This window comes from Streptomyces sp. NPDC047043, from assembly GCF_040644055.1.
GTDB lineage: Bacteria > Actinomycetota > Actinomycetes > Streptomycetales > Streptomycetaceae > Streptomyces.
In genome coordinates this window covers 12,220-29,239 of the sequence record NZ_JBEYVO010000032.1, presented here as the reverse complement: position 1 = coordinate 29,239, position 17,020 = coordinate 12,220, and the positions used below count along the sequence as shown (strand labels likewise).

General features: G+C 70.6%; 14 protein-coding genes. 10 read left to right on the top strand and 4 right to left on the bottom strand.

Translation table 11 applies throughout. The features are described 5' to 3' along the window. Positions 1-8: 8 nt before the first annotated feature. Positions 9-1,328: a lysine 2,3-aminomutase gene (locus tag ABZ880_RS40335; RefSeq protein WP_361274027.1), complete on the top strand. Its 1,320-nt coding sequence runs from the start codon at positions 9-11 to the stop codon at positions 1,326-1,328. Here the strand turns inward: ABZ880_RS40335 and ABZ880_RS40330 are convergent. After that, positions 1,276-2,745 (bottom strand): cytosine permease, encoded by a 1,470-nt coding sequence (locus tag ABZ880_RS40330; protein WP_361274025.1) that lies wholly within the window; start codon positions 2,743-2,745, stop codon positions 1,276-1,278. The two genes, ABZ880_RS40335 and ABZ880_RS40330, sit on opposite strands and share 53 nt — an antisense overlap. Positions 2,746-2,872: 127 nt before the next feature. Here ABZ880_RS40330 and ureA point away from each other — a divergent pair, with 127 nt between their 5' ends. From ureA to ABZ880_RS40305, 5 genes are read left to right on the top strand one after another with little or no spacing between them, the layout of a single operon-like run. Continuing rightward, entirely contained in the window at positions 2,873-3,556 is a 684-nt protein-coding gene (gene ureA, locus ABZ880_RS40325; protein ID WP_361274023.1) for an urease subunit gamma, read from the top strand. Then, positions 3,553-5,223, top strand: a complete 1,671-nt coding sequence (locus tag ABZ880_RS40320; RefSeq protein WP_361274020.1) for an urease subunit alpha — start codon at positions 3,553-3,555, stop codon at positions 5,221-5,223. The genes ureA and ABZ880_RS40320 overlap by 4 nt, the downstream gene beginning before the upstream one ends. Positions 5,224-5,234: 11 nt before the next feature. After that, entirely contained in the window at positions 5,235-6,308 is a 1,074-nt protein-coding gene (locus ABZ880_RS40315; protein WP_361274017.1) for an agmatine deiminase family protein, read from the top strand. Between the two features lie 9 nt (positions 6,309-6,317). Further along, a complete protein-coding gene (locus ABZ880_RS40310; RefSeq protein ID WP_361274014.1) occupies positions 6,318-6,815 on the top strand; it encodes a hypothetical protein in 498 nt (165 codons plus the stop codon). Then, positions 6,812-7,423: a TetR/AcrR family transcriptional regulator gene (locus tag ABZ880_RS40305; RefSeq protein WP_361274011.1), complete on the top strand. Its 612-nt coding sequence runs from the start codon at positions 6,812-6,814 to the stop codon at positions 7,421-7,423. The genes ABZ880_RS40310 and ABZ880_RS40305 overlap by 4 nt, the downstream gene beginning before the upstream one ends. A 207-nt stretch (positions 7,424-7,630) precedes the next feature. On the opposite strand, the gene ABZ880_RS40300 is transcribed toward ABZ880_RS40305, so the two are convergent. Beyond that, positions 7,631-7,825, bottom strand: coding sequence for a hypothetical protein (locus ABZ880_RS40300; RefSeq protein WP_361274008.1), 195 nt, complete (start codon positions 7,823-7,825; stop codon positions 7,631-7,633). Between the two features lie 102 nt (positions 7,826-7,927). Here ABZ880_RS40300 and ABZ880_RS40295 point away from each other — a divergent pair, with 102 nt between their 5' ends. Continuing rightward, positions 7,928-8,152, top strand: coding sequence for a hypothetical protein (locus tag ABZ880_RS40295; protein ID WP_361274006.1), 225 nt, complete (start codon positions 7,928-7,930; stop codon positions 8,150-8,152). A gap of 306 nt (positions 8,153-8,458) precedes the next feature. Next, positions 8,459-10,063 carry a citramalate synthase gene (cimA, locus tag ABZ880_RS40290; RefSeq protein ID WP_361274004.1) on the top strand — a complete coding sequence of 535 codons (1,605 nt, stop codon included), beginning with the start codon at positions 8,459-8,461 and terminating at the stop codon, positions 10,061-10,063. A gap of 34 nt (positions 10,064-10,097) precedes the next feature. On the opposite strand, the gene ABZ880_RS40285 is transcribed toward cimA, so the two are convergent. Next, positions 10,098-11,963, bottom strand: a complete 1,866-nt coding sequence (locus ABZ880_RS40285; protein WP_361274001.1) for a ricin-type beta-trefoil lectin domain protein — start codon at positions 11,961-11,963, stop codon at positions 10,098-10,100. A 116-nt stretch (positions 11,964-12,079) separates the two neighbouring features. Here ABZ880_RS40285 and ABZ880_RS40280 point away from each other — a divergent pair, with 116 nt between their 5' ends. Both ABZ880_RS40280 and ABZ880_RS40275 read left to right on the top strand, forming a co-directional pair. Then, positions 12,080-15,088: a glycoside hydrolase family 3 N-terminal domain-containing protein gene (locus ABZ880_RS40280; protein ID WP_361273998.1), complete on the top strand. Its 3,009-nt coding sequence runs from the start codon at positions 12,080-12,082 to the stop codon at positions 15,086-15,088. 57 nt (positions 15,089-15,145) lie between these two features. Continuing rightward, on the top strand, positions 15,146-16,516 hold the full coding sequence (locus tag ABZ880_RS40275) for a hypothetical protein (RefSeq protein WP_361273996.1): 1,371 nt from the start codon (positions 15,146-15,148) through the stop codon (positions 16,514-16,516). A gap of 32 nt (positions 16,517-16,548) precedes the next feature. On the opposite strand, the gene ABZ880_RS40270 is transcribed toward ABZ880_RS40275, so the two are convergent. Further along, positions 16,549-16,980: a MarR family transcriptional regulator gene (locus ABZ880_RS40270; protein WP_361273994.1), complete on the bottom strand. Its 432-nt coding sequence runs from the start codon at positions 16,978-16,980 to the stop codon at positions 16,549-16,551. Positions 16,981-17,020: the final 40 nt, after the last annotated feature.

Genomic DNA, 17,020 nt, shown 5'->3' with positions numbered 1-17,020 from the left:
CGGCACACATGAGTTCAGCGCTCCACCTCGCTCGTCCCACGAGCCCCCGCTTTCGCGCCTTCACGCCCCGTGACCTGGACGGTCTGCTGCAGCGCGTCTCCCTGACGGACGATCAGCGGCTCGCTCTGCGCGCTGTTTCGTCGGTCCTGCCGTTCCGTACGAACACGTATGTCATCGACGAACTCATCGACTGGTCGGCGGTCCCCGACGACCCGATCTTCCGGCTGACCTTCCCGCAGGCCGGGATGCTGCCCGCGCCCGATGTGCGCCGGATGGCGGATCTGCTGCTCAAGGATGCGTCCCGGGCCGAGATCCAGCGTGCCGCGCACGAGATCCGGATGAAGCTCAACCCGCACCCCTCGGGCCAGCTCGACGCCAACGTCCCCGTGCACGAAGGGCGGCGGCTGACCGGGCTGCAGCACAAGTACCCGGAGACCGTGCTGATCTTCCCGCGCCAGGGCCAGACCTGCCACGCCTACTGCACCTACTGCTTCCGCTGGCCCCAGTTCGTCGGCGAGGCCGACCTGCGCATCGCCACCGACGACATCGCGACCACGTCCGCCTACCTGCGGGCCCACCCGGAGGTGACCAGCACCCTGATCACCGGCGGTGACCCGCTGGTGATGAGCACGGAGGTGCTGCGGCGTTATGTGGAGCCGCTGTTGGAGATCGACACCGTCCGCTCGATCCGCATCGGCACCAAGTCGCTCGCCTTCTGGCCGTACCGCTTCACCACCGACCGCGATGCCGACGACCTCCTCCGCCTGTTCGAGAAGGTGGTGGCAAGCGGCCGCCACCTCGCGCTGATGGCCCACTTCACGCACCCGCAGGAACTGCGCCCGCAGGTCGTGCGGGACGCGATGCGCCGGGTGCGCGGCACCGGCGCCGTGATCCGCTGCCAGGGCCCGCTGGTGGCCGGCATCAACGACAGCGCCGAGGCCTGGGCCGAGCTGTGGGACGTGACGACGACTCTGGGGGCCGTGCCCTACTACCAGTTCGTGGAGCGCGACACCGGCCCGCAGGGCTACTTCGGCGTCCCCCTGGCCCGCGGCCACCAGATCTTCCGCGACGCCTACGCCCGCGTGTCGGGGCTGGCCCGCACGGTACGCGGTCCGGTGATGTCGGCGATGCCGGGCAAGGTGTGCGTGGACGGGGTCGCCGAGATCGCCGGCGAGAAGGTGTTCGTCCTGCACCTGATCCAGGCGCGGGATCCCGAGTTGGTGGACCGCCCCTTCTTCGCGGCGTACGACGAGGGGGCGACGTGGTTCACGGACCTCAAGCCTGCGTTCGGTTTGAGCCGGTTCCTGCCCGGGCTGGACGTCGGCTGATCTGTGCTCGGCGATCGTGCGGGCGTCCCTCGCTGGAATGAGCCCGGGGGTGCAGCAACAGATACACCGCGCCGCCCACCACCCCCGAGAACACAAAACTGCAGTCCACCCCACCGGTCAGCGACAGCAACGGCCCCTCGTACGACGGCAGGGACACCGCGAGCAGGCCTACCCCCGCGCCGACCGCCCAGGACACCGTCGCCGGGATGTTCCAGCCCGCGCTGTACCAGTAAATGCCGCCCCGCGAGCGGCGGTTGAAGACCTGGAGTGCGTCCGCGTCGTACACCCCGCGGCAGCGCGCGAAGCCGATCAGTGTGATGACCGCCCATGGTGTGCCGATGGCCGTCAGGAGCAGGACGAAGGACGTCATGGCCGACTGCGCGTCCCAGGCGTAGTGGCCCGCGAAGACGCAGGCCGTGGCGACGACCGCGACGGTGCAGGTGGCCCGGGCGCGGGAGGCGCGCGGCAGGATGGCGTCCAGGTCGAGGCCCATGGAGTACAGCATCAGGCCCGCGTTGCCGACCGAGCCCGCGGAGGCGGCGAGGAGGAGCGGGACCAGGTACCAGGTGGGGGAGGCGGACACCAGCGGCCCGGCGTAGTCGAGCGCCGCCCGCGCCCCGTACGCCGTGAAGGTGCCGAACAGTTGGGGGACCAGCAGGCCCGCCGTCAGGCCCAGCCAGGTCGCGTGCAGGACCCGGCGGGAGGTGTGGCGGGTCGGTGAGATGTAGCGGGTGTAGTCGCCGAGGAGGGTGATGAAGGCGATGGGGCCCGAGAGGCCCGCCGCCACCGCCGCCAGCAGCCATGTCGGCCAGAAGCCGCCGAGCAGGTAGCCGCCGGTCTGCGGGAGCGCTTCGGTCGTGAAGTGCGGGGCGTACGCGATCACCCCGAGTGCCAGCAGGGCCGTCATGCCGATGGCGAGGACGCGGGACATGGCGAGCAGCACGCGGTAGCCGTACACCGCGCCCGCGACGGTCGCCGCGGCGAGCAGGGCGTAGACGACGCCGTACGAGACACCGTTCTGCGGGAGCCCGAGGAGGCGGCCCAGCACGCTCACCATCACGTCTCCGCCGATCCAGACGGTCAGGGCGGTGTAGCCGAGGGCCAGCAGCAGGCCGACGACCGAACCGACCAGCCGGCCGCGCACGCCGAACTGGGCGCCGGAGGAGGTGGACAGGTTCGTCGCCGTGCGCAGGGAGACCAGCGCCAGCGGGGCCGTGAACGCGGTGCCGACCACCGTGCCCGCCACGATCGAGCTCACCGACGCCCACCAGTCGAGGCCGAAGGACGGCGGCAGCCAGCCGAAGACGATCACGCCCAGGCAGAGGTTGGAGCCGAGCAGGATCGAGACCAGGTCCCGTGGGCCGCTGGTGCGTTCCTCGTCGGGGATGGTGTCGACTCCGCGCTGTTCTATCGGCATGGCTGGGCTCCCTCGCGTTGCACCGCATTTAGAACGACACTCAATGTGAGTCACACCGCGAGGGACGTCAAGCCTTCCGTTCATGGATGCTCACGGTTAGAGTGACGCTCTAAATGAAGGGAACGACATGCGGCTGACCCCCACCGAACGTGACCGGCTGCTGCTCTTCGGAGCCGCCGAGCTGGCACGCGCCCGCCGGGCCCGCGGTCTACGGCTCAACGTGCCGGAGGCCGCCGCGCTGATCGCGGACACCGTCTGCGAGGCCGCCCGCGACGGCGCCCGGCTCGCCGAGGCCGTCGAGCGGGCCCGGTCGGTGCTCGGGCCGGACGACGTGCTGCCCGGCGTCGCGGACGTCGTCACCGAGGTGCATGTCGAGGCCGTTTTCGACGACGGTTCGCGGCTCGCGGTCGTGAGTGATCCGATAGCCGGCGGCCGGCTGGGGGACGGGGCGCCGGGCGCGCTGCTGCCGGGGCCCGTGCACGTCGGGCCCGAGGCGGTCGTGCGGCTCACGGTCACCAACACCGCGATCGTGCCCGTCTCCGTCACCTCCCACTTCCATTTCTTCGAGGCCAACCCGCGCCTCGACTTCGTACGGGAGAAGGCCTACGGGATGCGGCTCGCCGTGCCCGCCGGGTCGTCGGTGCGGTTCGGGCCGGGGGAGAGCGTCGAGGTGGGGCTGCTGCCGATCGGGGGCGAGCGGGTCGCGATCGGGTTCGCGGGGCTCGTCGACGGGGCGCTGGACGCGCCGGGGGTGAAGGAAGAGGCCCTGCGCAGGGCCGCCGCCTGCGGATACATGGGAGCCGAAGGATGAACCCGTACGAATACGCAGCCACCCACGGTCCCCGTGCCGGCGACCGCATCCGGCTCGGCGACTCGGGGCTCGTCGTCCGCGTGGAGTCCGACTCCCAGCGCTACGGCGACGAGTTCCTCGCCGGGTTCGGGAAGACCGCGCGGGACGGGTTGCACCTCAAGGCCGCCGCCGTCCGCGAGACCTGTGACGTCGTCATCAGCAATGTGGTGGTGATCGATGCCGTGCAGGGGATCCGCAAGGTCTCCATCGGCATCCGGGAGGGGCGGATCTGCTCGATCGGGCGGGCCGGGAATCCCGACACGCTCGACGGGGTCGACGTCGTGGTCGGCACCGGTACGTCCATCGTGTCCGGCGAGGGGCTCATCGCGACCGCCGGTGCCGTCGACACCCACGTCCATCTGCTGTCGCCGCGGATCATGGAGGCCTCGCTGGCGTCCGGCGTGACGACGATCATCGGGCAGGAGTTCGGGCCCGTGTGGGGCGTTGGCGTCAACTCGCCCTGGGCGCTGCGGCATGCGTTCAACGCCTTCGATGCCTGGCCGGTCAACATCGGGTTTCTGGGGCGGGGTTCGTCCTCGCACCAGGCCCCGCTGGTCGAGGCCCTCGCCGAGGGCGGTGCCTCCGGCTTCAAGGTGCACGAGGACATGGGCGCCCATACGCGTGCACTGGACACGGCGTTGCGCGTCGCCGAGGAGCACGATGTCCAAGTCGCCCTGCACAGCGACGGGTTGAACGAATGTCTCTCGGTCGAGGACACGCTGAGGGTGCTGGAGGGGCGGACGATCCACGCCTTCCACATCGAGGGGTGCGGGGGCGGTCACGTACCGAATGTGCTGAAGATGGCCGGCGTTGCGAACGTCATCGGGTCCTCCACCAATCCGACCCTGCCCTTCGGGCGGGACGCCGTCGCCGAGCACTACGGGATGATCGTCTCCGTCCACGACCTCAAGACCGATCTGCCCGGCGACGCCGCCATGGCCCGTGACCGCATCCGCGCCGGGACCATGGGCGCCGAGGACGTGCTGCACGACCTGGGCGCGATCGGCATCACCTCGTCCGACGCGCAGGGCATGGGCAGGGCGGGCGAGACGGTCCGCCGTACCTTCGCCATGGCCGGGAAGATGAAGGCCGAGTTCGGCGCCCCGGACGAGCACGACAACGAGCGCGTCCTGCGCTACATGGCCAAGCTGACCGTCAACCCGGCCATCGCGCACGGGCTTTCGCGCGAGGTCGGGTCGATAGAGGTCGGCAAGCTGGCCGACATCGTGCTGTGGCGGCCGGAGTACTTCGGCGCCAAACCGCAGCTCGTCCTGAAGGCCGGCTTCCCGGCGTACGGCGTGGTCGGCGACCCGAACGCGGCCACCGACACCTGCGAACCCCTCGTCCTGGGACCGCAGTTCGGCGCACACGGCGCGACCCCCGCCGACATCTCCGTCGCCTTCGTCGCACAGGCGGCCCTCGACCAGGGAGGCGACACCATGCCGACCCGGCGACGCAGGGTCGCCGTCCGCGGCACCCGCGGGATCGGCCCCGCCGATCTGTGCCTCAACTCCCGTACCGGAGCGGTGGATGTGGACCAGCGGACAGGTCTGGTCACGCTCGACGGCGAACCGATCCGCTCGGAGCCCGCCGAGTCCGTCTCCCTCAACCGTCTGTACTTCCTCTAAGGACCTCCCGGATGAACAAGGCTGCCGCCGACGGCTTCCGCATGCCCGCCGAATGGGCCCCGCACGAGCGCACCTGGATGGCGTGGCCGGGCCCCAACCCCACCTTCGAGGACCCCGGCGACCTCGCCGCCTCGCGCGCCGCCTGGGCGTCGGTCGCCCGCGCGATACGCCGGTTCGAGCCGGTGACGGTGGTGTGCGGACCGGGGCAGTCCGCCGATGCGCGGGCCCTGCTGGGCGAGGGTGTCGACACCGTCGAGCGGGACCTCGACGACGCCTGGATGCGCGACATCGGGCCGACCTTCCTCACCAACGGCAAGGGCGAACTGGCCGCCGTGGACTGGACGTTCAACGGCTGGGGCGCCCAGCACTGGGCCCGCTGGGAGCACGACGCCAAGATCGCCGCGTATGTGTCGGACCTCGCGGGCGCGAGGACGTACACCTCGAAGCTGGTGAACGAGGGCGGGGCGATCCATGTCGACGGCGAGGGGACCGTGCTGCTGACGGAGACCGTCCAGCTCGGGACCGAGCGCAATCCGGGCTGGTGGAAGGAGGAGGTGGAGGCCGAGATCCACGCCCAGCTCGGCACCCGCAAGGCGATCTGGCTGCCCCGCGGCCTCACCGGCGACTATCCCCCGCACGGCTTCGGCACCCTGGGGCATGTGGACATCGTCGCCGCGTTCGCCCGCCCGGGAGTCGTCGTCGCCCACTCCCAGCCGGACCCCGCGCACCCCGACCACGAGGTGACGAAGGAGGTCATCGGCCTGCTGCGGGGACGGACGGACGCGCGGGGCCGCAGCCTGGAGGTCGTCGAGGTCCCGGCGCCGACCGTCCTGGAGGCCGACGGCCACTGGGCCGACTACTCCTACATCAACCACTACCTCTGCAACGGCGGCGTCGTGCTGTGCGGCTTCGACGACCCGCGGGACGAGATCGCGGCGGGCATCTTCCGGCGGCTGTTCCCCGAGCGGACGGTGACGCTGGTGGACGCCCGGACGATCTTCGCGGGCGGGGGCGGCATCCACTGCATCACCCAGCAGCAGCCGAGGGGCGTTACTCAGCGGCGGCCGACGGCGGCGGTCAGGTAGAACGTACGGGTGAATGTGCTGATCTGCGTCGCCTGCGGAAGCCGGCTGACCGAGCCGCTGCGGCTCCTGCCGGAGGTACCGCCCCGCCCGGAGTACGAAGGGCGGAAGAACGCCGACGGATCCCGCCACGCCCCGTCGACCGTGCCGCGCGGGGCGTATGCGGTGGACCCGGAGCCGTGCGGGGCGCCGTATGTGCCGCATCCCGATCCCGACTGGTGCGATTCCGCCAACCCGGGCAACAGCTGCATGGGTGACCCCGACGGACAGGGATTCCTGATGTCCGCCGGGCCGCGCGACACTCTGGTGACCCATCCCGAGGACACCCGCGCGTATCTCTCCGCCAACCCCGCCTTCCAGGAGATCGGGTGCTGCGGTCCGCCCGGGCGCGAGGGGCCCAACGAGGTGTGCGGGGGGTGCGGCGCGGTCGTGGCGACGCTGTACGCCGACTGCACCGGCGCGTACGAGACGGACTTCCTGCCCGACGCGGTGCGGGTGACCCCGGCATGACCCCGCCGTCCCCCCGCCGCCGCACCCCTGCCCCGCCCCGCGAGGACGTCCTCGCCGCCGCCATGGAGATGATCGCCGAACGCGGCCTGGAGAAGCTCACCATGGCCGCGCTCGGCCGCGAGGTCGGCATGAGCAGTGGGCACCTGCTCTACTACTTCCGCTCCAAGGACGAACTGCTGCTGCAGACCCTGGAGTGGAGCGAGGGCCGGCTCGGCGCCGAACGCGGCCGTCTCCTCGGCCGCACGGGCACGGCACGCGAACGGCTCGATGCGTACGTCGACCTGTACGTCCCCGACGGCCACCGCGACCCGCACTGGACCCTCTGGCTGGAGGTCTGGAACCGCTCGCAGAACGCCGACGAGGACGCCCGCGACCGCCAGGCCGCGATCGAGGGCGCCTGGCACCGCGACCTGGTGGCTCTGATCGCCGAAGGGGTGTCCCGGGGAGAGTTCCGGCGGGTCGACCCCGACCGTTTCGCGACCCGGCTGCGCTCGCTGATGGACGGCTTCTCGATTGATGTCGCGGTCGGGCTGCGGGGGGCGGACCGACCGCAAGTTCTCGGCCACGTACGGGAGTTCCTGGACGAGGGGCTCCTCGCGGACGCGTGAGCCTGCGCCCGGGTTGTACTCAATTCGGGGGATTGCCCGGTGTTGAGTGTTGCGCTTGTCTCGAGAGAAGCCCTCGGCGCAGGGCCGGGGGAGAAGCGTCACACGGGGAACGCTGGGGGAATCGTGTTCAGAGCCATGCGTGGGGTGTCCGTAGAACAACCAGTACTCGATCCCGCACCCGGGAGGACCGGCCAACCACAGCGGCATCTACGTACGGGACATGGAGAGCGGGGCCCTGGAGAAGGCGTCCGTGGCGCGCGGCGGAGGACCGGCGAACCGCGAGTCCACCGGACCGTCGATCAGCGCCGACGGCCGCCGCGTGGCCTTCGACTCGTACGCCTCGAACCTCGCGCCCGGCGACACCAACGGCAGCGCCAACGTGTTCGTCCGCGACCTCGACAAGGGCCGCACGCGGCTGGTCAAGGGTGCGGGCCGGGGCGAGTTCACCCACGGGGCCTCGCTCGGCGCGGACGGGCTGCACGTGGCCTACGAGTCCGGCCCCCCGTGGCCGACCCGTCGGCGCCGCGCCAGGTCTGGCTCGCGGACCTGGCGGCCGGCACGAAGCAGCTCGTCAGCGCCGACGCCCGGGGCGGCCCCGCCGACGGATCGTCGAGGAGCCCGTCCATCCAGCCCGAGGGCCTGGCGGTCTCCTTCGAGTCCTACGCCGGTGACCTGGTGCCGGACGACACCAACGGCACCGTCGACGTGTTCGTGCGCCGACTGGGCTGAACCCGGGGGGTTCGCATTCTGAGACGGACAGTGAGCACGGGGACGACTTGTGCCAGACTTCCCCCGTGCTCTCGTTCGCCATGATTATTGGCAGCAGGCGCGCCGGTCCGCAGTGACCGCCACGTACGACCAGGTACGGGCGGACACCGTCGTCCTCGACCCGCGCGCAGACCTCTCGCACCCGCGAGAGGTTTTTCGCTTTTCTGGCCCACCTTCAGCCGGAGGCAAAGCGCGAGGGATCATTGGAGGACGGTGGAGCCGGTCATTCCGGTACAGACCGAGATCCAACACAGGAGCCTTGACACCATGACCGAAACCAGCGAGCTCGACGATTCGTTCCACGTCTTCGACACGACCCTGCGCGACGGTGCGCAGCGTGAGGGCATCAACCTCACCGTCGCGGACAAGCTGGCCATCGCACGGCACCTGGACGACTTCGGCGTGGGCTTCATCGAGGGCGGCTGGCCGGGCGCCAACCCGCGGGACACCGAGTTCTTCGCCCGCGCCCGGCAGGAGATCGACTTCAAGCACGCGCAGCTCGTCGCCTTCGGCGCCACCCGCCGGGCCGGTGCGAAGGCGAGCGAGGACCCGCAGGTCAAGGCGCTCCTGGACTCGGGCGCCGAGGTCATCACGCTGGTCGCCAAGTCCCACGACCGGCACGTCGAACTCGCGCTGCGCACCACCCTCGACGAGAACCTGGAGATGGTCCGCGACACCGTCTCCTTCCTGCGCGAGCAGGGCCGCCGGGTCTTCGTCGACTGCGAGCACTTCTTCGACGGCTACCGCGCCAACCCCGAGTACGCGAAGGCCGTCGTACGGACCGCCTCCGAGGCCGGCGCCTCTGTCGTGATCCTCTGCGACACCAACGGCGGCATGCTCCCCGCGCAGATCCAGGCCGTGGTCTCCACCGTCCTCGCCGACACGGGCGCCCGGCTCGGCATCCACACCCAGGACGACACGGGCTGCGCGGTCGCCAACACCCTCGCCGCCGTCGACGCGGGCGCCACCCACGTCCAGTGCACGGCGAACGGCTACGGCGAGCGCGTCGGCAACGCCAACCTCTTCCCGGTCGTCGCCGCCCTGGAGCTCAAGTACGGCAAGAGGGTCCTGCCCGAGGGCCACCTGCGCGAGATGACCCGTATCTCGCACGCCATCGCCGAGGTCGTGAACCTCACGCCGTCCACGCACCAGCCGTACGTCGGCGTCTCGGCCTTCGCGCACAAGGCGGGTCTGCACGCCTCCGCGATCAAGGTCGACCCGGACCTGTACCAGCACATCGACCCGGAGCTGGTCGGCAACACCATGCGGATGCTCGTCTCCGACATGGCGGGCCGTGCCTCGATCGAGCTCAAGGGCAAGGAACTCGGCATCGACCTGGGCGGTGACCGCGAGCTGGTCGGCCGCGTGGTCGAGCGGGTCAAGGAGCGCGAGCTCAAGGGCTACACGTACGAGGCGGCCGACGCCTCCTTCGAGCTGCTGCTGCGCACCGAGGTGGAGGGCAAGCCGCTGAAGTACTTCGACGTCGAGTCCTGGCGCGCCATCGTCGAGGACCGCCCCGACGGCACCCACGCCAACGAGGCCACGGTCAAGCTCTTCGCCAAGGGCGAGCGCATCGTCGCCACTGCGGAGGGCAACGGCCCGGTCAACGCCCTCGACCGCGCCCTGCGCGTGGCGCTCGAGAAGATCTACCCCCAGCTCGCCAAGCTCGACCTCGTCGATTACAAGGTCCGCATCCTGGAGGGCGTGCACGGCACCCAGTCCACGACCCGCGTCCTGATCTCCACGTCCGACGGCGCGGGCGAGTGGTCCACGGTGGGCGTCGCGGAGAACGTCATCGCGGCATCGTGGCAGGCCCTGGAGGACGCGTACACGTACGGGCTGCTGCGGGCCGGGGTGGAGCCGGCGGAGTAGTCACGTCCCGCGGGCGCCACCCCGGCAGGTGCCCCTACTGCAAGTGCCACTTCTGGTTGGCGGCGCCCGTGCAGCTCCAGATCTGCGCGCGGGCGCCGTTCGCCGAGGAGTTGTCCGTGACGTCCAGGCACTTGTTCGCGGCGGTGTTCACGACATCACCGGTCGAGGCGTTGTACGACCACTGCTGCGCACCGGTCCCATTGCAGTCGTACAACTGCACCTTCGCCCCGTCCGCGGCCGAACCCGATGTCACGTCGAGGCACTTGCCCAGCGCGCGGACCGTGCCGTCCGTCTGTACGGTCCACTGCTGGGCGGTCGAGCCGTTGCAGTCGTAGAGCTGCACCGCCGTGCCGTTCGTGCTCGAACCGCCCGCCACGTCAAGGCACTTGCCGGACAGGCCGACGAAGGCCCCCGACTGTCCGCCTGTGCCGGACTGCGTCCCCGACCATGTGAAGGTCGCCGACGTCTTGCCGGGCAGGGAGTAGGTCGCGTGCTGCGAGCCCCAGTTGACGGTCACCGTCTTGGCGGCGGAGGCATCGTTGTACGCGATCAGCGCCTTCGAACCGTCCGGGTTGCGCCACGCCACGTTCGGCACGCCGCTGGAGGCGGTGGACGCGATGCGCTGGGCGCCCGGCCGGACGAACTTCGTCAGGTGGCCCATCGTGTAGTACTCGACCGTGTAGTCGACGGTGCCGCTCGCCCCGTCCCCGTCGTGCACGGTGATCAGCCCGGTGCAGGTACCGCAACCCCCGTTGTGCGGGCCCATGTTCTGGTCCACGGCCAACGACCACTTGGTCACCGACTTCGCCCAGTTCCGCGTGTAGTCGACGATGTTGAGCATGTCCTCGCGCTGCTGGTTCGCGATCCAGGTCCCGCCCGAGTGCTCGGTGCCGAACGCGTCCAGCTGCGGATACTGGTTGTGCACGGTCGTCTGCTTGCCGACGTCGCCGCCGTAGCCGTGCCAGGCGATTCCGCCGAAGTTGGGGTGGTTGCGGATCGCCGCGTCGTCCACCGTCTGCGCCGCGTACGAGTCGTAGACGTCCCAGTTCCAGTCGTGTGCGAGCACCTTCGTCGACAGTCCGGCCGACTGCAGCTTGGGCAGCAGCTCGCTCTTCATGAAGTACGCCAGCCCGCTCGCGTTCCAGCTCATCGACGGATACCCGGAACAGCAGGTCGGCTCGTTCTGGGGGGTCACGTACGATACGTTCACGCCCTGATCCCGGTACGCCTGAAGGTACTTGACGAAGTACGAGGCGTACGCCCCGTAGTCCTCCGCCTTCAGCCAGCCCCCGTTGAGCTGACCGCTGTCCTTCATCCAGGCGGGCGCGGTCCACGGCGAGGCCATCACCGTCAGGGACGGATTCAGCTGCAGCGCCTGCTTGGTGAGCGGCACGACGTCCGCGAGGTCGTGCGCGATGGAGAAGCCGGCCAGGTTCGGGTCCGTCTGCCCGGCCGGCACGTCGTCGTACGTGTATCCGTACCGCGCCAGGTCCGACGCGCCCATCGGATTGCGCAGGAACGACAGCCCGATCCCGTCCGTGGGCGAGAACAGCTTCCGCATGGTCGCGTCCCGGGTCGCCTGCGAGAGCGCCCCGCTGCTGTTCATCAGCCAGGCAGCGGTGTCCGTGAAGGACGCGCCGCCTCCGGTGAAGGTCTGGTACCGGGTGTTCTCGTCGACGGTGATGTTCTCGCCGCCACCACCGGTGCCCGACTGGAAGGCGAACGGAGCCTGGGCCTGCAGCCCACGGACGACATGCCGACCGGCGGTGTCGTCCGTGGTGGTGAGATACGCGGTGATCTGCTCGCCGGCCGCGTGCGCGGGGGGTACTGCCGCGGTGAGACCGGCGGTGGAGAGCACTCCGGCCAGTATGAGCCGGAGCAGGTGGGGGGTTCTCCTCATCGTGCGTCGCCCTTCCCGAAATGTCTGACGTGACGTCTTGACGGGTCTGTGGGCCGTTAGTTAACTCACGGCGTGATCTAAGTCCTGAGTGAACCACGAGAGTCGAGGGATGGTCCATGCCGAGAACCGCTCTGCTCGTCTCCGCCGCGCTGCTCGCCGCGTTCGTGTCGCCCACCGTTTCCCGGGCCGCCGACGACCCCGCCCCGGTCCCCGTGGACCGCTTCGAGGGCGAGGTCCCCTTCGCCGGCCAGCCCGCCGAGGGCATCTTCACCTGGGGCGGCGACAGCGACGACCCGCCAACTCTCCAGCTCGGTGCGCGAGATGACGCCCCCGAGGGCGAGAAGGTCCTGGCCGGCACCTACGACATCAGCGGCTACGGCGGCTTCACCCACGACTTCGCCGCGAACGAACCCGCCCACGACTGGTCCGCCCACAAGGGCATCCGCTTCTGGTGGGAGGGGCGGAACAACGGCAAGAAGACCGCCTTCGAGATCAAGGACGGCGGCGCGAACGGCGAAGCCTCCGAGCTGTGGACGACCTCCTTCACCGACGACTTCAGCGGCTGGAAGCAGGTCGAGATCCCCTTCACCGACTTCGTCTACCGCACCGACTACCAGCCCGTCGGCGGCATCGACCACGTCCTAGGGCTGACGCAGATGTGGGGCTACGCCGTCACCCTCCCCGTCGGCGTCAAGGGCCGATTCGCCATGGACGACGTCGAGTTGTACGGCAGGGCGGACCAGTCCCTGCGCGCCTCCGTCACCACGGACGCCGCCGTCTACCCCGTGAAGGAGGGTGGCACGGCCACCGTCGAGGTCACCCTCGCCACCACGGGCTCCGCCCCCGTCGACGAACCGGTGACCGTCACGTACGAGACCACCGGCGGCACCGCCGTCCCCGGCAAGGACTACACGCCGGTCACCGGAACCCTCACCTTCCCCGCCGGTACTGCCTCGGGCGCGACGCGGACCATCCGCGTACCGACCCTGCGCGACAAGTCCGCCGAGCCCGCCGAGACGATCCCCCTCAAGCTCACGGTCACCGGCGCCAAGCCCCCCGCCGAGACCCCGCAGGTGGTCGTCGACGCGCACGGACTGCCGTACCTGGACGCCAAGTTGCCGGTCAGGAAGCGGGTCGCGGACCTCGTGTCCCGCATGTCCCTCGCGGAGAAGGCCGGTCAGATGACCCAGGCCGAGCGCGGGGCCGTGGGGAACGGTGGGGACATCGCCGCCTACGACCTCGGCTCGCTCCTGTCCGGCGGCGGCTCCACACCCACGCCCAACACCGCCGAGGCCTGGGCGAAGATGATCGACGGCTTCCAACTCCGGGCGCAGGCAACGCGGTTCCAGATCCCGCTGATCTACGGCGTCGACGCCGTCCACGGCCACAACAACCTGGTCGGCGCCACGATCATGCCGCACAACATCGGCATCGGCGCGACCCGCGATCCCCACCTCGCGGAGAATACAGGCGCCGTGACCGCGTCCGAGGTCCGCGCCACCGGTATCCCCTGGGACTTCGCCCCCTGCCTCTGCGTCTCCCGCGACGAACGCTGGGGCCGTTCCTACGAGTCCTTCGGCGAGGACCCGGCGCTCGTCGAGTCCATGGAGACGATGATCCAGGGCCTTCAAGGCCGGTCGGACGGACGGGACTTGAGGAAGAACGACAAGGTGCTCGCCACGGCCAAGCACTTCGTCGGTGACGGCGGCACCGAGTACGGCTCCTCCACCACCGGCACCTACACCATCGACCAGGGCGTCACCAAGGTCACCCGGCAGCAGCTGGAGGCCGTCCACCTGGCGCCGTACCGGACCGCCGTCGACCGGGGCATCGGCACGGTCATGCCCTCGTACTCCTCGCTCGACATCCTCGGCGACGGACAGGGGCCGGTGAAGATGCACGCCCGCGCCGACATGATCAACGGCGTGCTCAAGAGCCGGATGGGCTTCGACGGCTTCGTGATCAGCGACTGGAACGCCATCGACCAGCTCCCCGGCGACTACGCCTCGCACGTCCGCACGTCTGTCAACGCGGGCGTCGACATGATGATGGTGCCGTACTCCTACAAGGACTTCACCGCGCAGCTCATCGACGAGGTGGAGGCCGGCCGGGTCAGTGAGCGGCGGATCGACGACGCCGTGGCGCGCATCCTCACGCAGAAGTTTCGGCTCGGGCTCTTCGAGAAGCCGTACGCCGACACGAGCGGCGCCTCAGCCATCGGATCCGCCGGGCACCGGGCCGTCGCAAGGCAGGCGGCCGCCGAGTCGCAGGTGCTGCTGAAGAACGCCAACGGCGTGCTGCCGCTGAAGAAGAACCAGAAGGCGTACGTCGCCGGGTCCAACGCCGACGACCTCGGCAACCAGACCGGCGGCTGGACCGTCACCTGGCAGGGCGCGTCCGGCACGCACACCCGGGGCACGACCGTCCTCGACGGGATGCGGAAGGACGGTGACGTCACCTACTCCAAGGACGCCTCCGCGCCCACGGCCGGCTACGACGTCGGTGTGGTCGTCGTCGGCGAGACCCCGTACGCCGAGGGCGTCGGTGACGTCGGCAACGGGCACGATCTGCAGCTCTCGGCCGTCGACAAGGCCGCCGTGGACAAGGTGTGCGCGGCCATGAAGTGCGCGGTGCTGATCGTCTCCGGGCGCCCCCAGCTGATCGGCGACCGGCTCGGCGACATCGATGCCCTGGTCGCTTCCTGGCTGCCGGGCACCGAGGGTGACGGGGTGGCCGACGTGCTCTACGGCAAGCGTCCCTTCACCGGCCAACTCCCGGTCACCTGGCCCAAGTCCGAGGCCCAGCTGCCGATCAACGTCGGCGATGCGTCGTACGATCCGCAGTTCCCGTACGGCTGGGGTCTGACCACGCTGACCAAGGTGCCCGAGGGCGGCGCGGTGACCCTGAAGGCGCTGGCCGTGGCCGCCGCCGTCGCCGAGAAGGCGGGCACCGAAGAGGCCGGCCGGGCGCTCGTGACCAAGGCACGGCTGATCGTCCAGCAGAAGGTGGGCACGGGCGTCACAGCGGCGGTCGCGAAACCCTTCGCCGACGCCGACCACCTCTCGCTCACCGGACGTTACGGAGCGGCGGTGGAGAAGCTGATCGCGGCCTACAGGGCCACCTGAGGAATCAGCCGTCTGCAGGGATGACCAGTTTTGGGGGGCTTCGGGTAGCTTCGAACTATGAAGCCCGGCGTACGGACCCGAAGCCTCCCAGGGCTGCTCCTGGCCGTGGTGCTCGCCGCCCTGACCGTGCTGTCGGCGGGCGCCCCGCCGGCCGCCGCCGACACGAGCGTCTCGACGGTCGCGGAGGCCCTGCGCAAGAGTCCCGTGTACGTCGACCCGGCCGCCTCGGCCCAGCTCTCGACGTCCGACGCCGACGCCCTCGCCAAGAAGATCAAGGACGCCGACAAGCCCCTCTTCGTGGCGGTCCTCCCGGCGGGCTACCCGACGGCGAACCTCTTCCGGAACCTGCGCACCGACACCGGCATCACCGGCCTGTACGCGATCCGCCTGGGCGACCGCTTCGACGCGAGGGCCGACTCCTCCGTCCTGCCGCGCACCGCCGTACAGAACCTGGTCACCAGCGTGCAGGACGACAAGGACGCCAAGACCCAGCTGACGAACTTCACGGACCGCGCCCTCGCCAACATGGGCGGCTCCGCGCCGTCGAGCTGGGGGCCTTCGTCCGACAGCGGTGGGGTGTCGTCCACCGCGCTGATCACCGTGGGCGCGGTGCTGGTCGCCGGAGGAGGCGGCGCGTACGCACTCGTACGACGCAACAGGCGCCGCAAGGCCGAGGAGCGGCTGGCCGCCCTGGAGCGCCTCCGCGTTGTCGTCGACGAGGACATCACCGCCTTCGGCGAGGAACTGGACCGCCTCGACTTCCACCCGGCCGAGCCGGGCGCCGACGACGCCATGCGCGCGGACTACGAACGCGCACTGGACGCCTACGAGCAGGCCAAGTCGTACATGGCCGCCGCCGCCAAGCCCGAGGACGTCCGCGCCGTCACCCAGGCCCTGGAGGACGGCCGCTTCTCCCTCGCCCAACTCGCCGCCCGCCGCGAGGGCCGCCCGCTGCCCGAGCGTCGGCCGCCCTGCTTCTTCGACCCGCGCCACGGCCCCTCCGTCGCCGACGCCTCCTGGACGCCCCCGGGCGGCGCCCCGCGCGAGGTCCCCGTCTGCGCGGCCGACGCCACCCGCCTCGCCGACGGCCGCGACCCCGTCATCCGCGAGGTCGACACCGACTACGGCCGCCGCCCGTACTGGGACGCGGGCCCCGCCTACGGCCCCTGGGCCGGCGGCTACTTCGGCGGCGGCCTCCTCCCCGGCCTCCTTGTCGGCACCCTCCTCGGCAGCATGATGGCCACCCCGTCCTACGCGGCCGACTACGGCTCCGGCTACGGCGACTTCGGCGGTTACGACGGCGGAGACACCTCCGGCGCGGACTTCGACTCCGGCGACTTCGGCGGCGGCTTCGGCGACGGCGGGGGAGGGGACTTCGGAGGCGGAGGCGACTTCGGGGGCGGCGGGGACTTCGGCGGAGGGTTCTGAAGCCGGCGTCCGTCCACGGCTCGACCGTCCGTCTACGGTTCCTGAGCGTCCGCGAGCCGTTCCATCAGGTCGGCCGCCAGCTTCAGCACTCCCCGCTCCGTCGGGCTCAGGGGCGCGAGCGCCTCGGCCAGCCAGGCATCGCGCTCGGCCATGTCCCGCTCCAGCGCCCGCCGCCCCGCCGCGGTCAGCGACAGCACGGACTGCCGCCGGTCGACCGTGCCCGGCTCGCGCACGACCAGCCCCTCCGCCTCCAGCTCCGCGAAGACCCGGGTCAGCGACTGCGGCCGCTGCCGCTCGGCCGCCGCGACCTCACCGGGCGTGGCGGACCCGTGCCGGTGCAGATGCCCGAGCACGGACAGCTGGTTGGGACTGAGACTCCCGTCGCCGCGCTCCTGCCGCAGCCGACGGTTGAAGCGGAGGACACCGCGACGGATGCGGGCGGCTTCGGGAAGGAGGTGGTCCATGACAGAAATCGTACGCTAATACTTACTACCTCGGAGCCCA

Bases quoted from the DNA above. Each gene is read 5' to 3' on its own strand.
- ABZ880_RS40335 (WP_361274027.1), top strand. From the start codon at position 9: ATGAGTTCAGCGCTCCACCTCGCTCGTCCCACGAGCCCCCGCTTTCGC.
- ABZ880_RS40330 (WP_361274025.1), bottom strand. From the start codon at position 2,745: ATGCCGATAGAACAGCGCGGAGTCGACACCATCCCCGACGAGGAACGC.
- ureA (WP_361274023.1), top strand. From the start codon at position 2,873: ATGCGGCTGACCCCCACCGAACGTGACCGGCTGCTGCTCTTCGGAGCC.
- ABZ880_RS40320 (WP_361274020.1), top strand. From the start codon at position 3,553: ATGAACCCGTACGAATACGCAGCCACCCACGGTCCCCGTGCCGGCGAC.
- ABZ880_RS40315 (WP_361274017.1), top strand. From the start codon at position 5,235: ATGAACAAGGCTGCCGCCGACGGCTTCCGCATGCCCGCCGAATGGGCC.
- ABZ880_RS40305 (WP_361274011.1), top strand. From the start codon at position 6,812: ATGACCCCGCCGTCCCCCCGCCGCCGCACCCCTGCCCCGCCCCGCGAG.
- cimA (WP_361274004.1), top strand. From the start codon at position 8,459: ATGACCGAAACCAGCGAGCTCGACGATTCGTTCCACGTCTTCGACACG.
- ABZ880_RS40285 (WP_361274001.1), bottom strand. From the start codon at position 11,963: ATGAGGAGAACCCCCCACCTGCTCCGGCTCATACTGGCCGGAGTGCTC.
- ABZ880_RS40280 (WP_361273998.1), top strand. From the start codon at position 12,080: ATGCCGAGAACCGCTCTGCTCGTCTCCGCCGCGCTGCTCGCCGCGTTC.
- ABZ880_RS40275 (WP_361273996.1), top strand. From the start codon at position 15,146: ATGAAGCCCGGCGTACGGACCCGAAGCCTCCCAGGGCTGCTCCTGGCC.
- ABZ880_RS40270 (WP_361273994.1), bottom strand. From the start codon at position 16,980: ATGGACCACCTCCTTCCCGAAGCCGCCCGCATCCGTCGCGGTGTCCTC.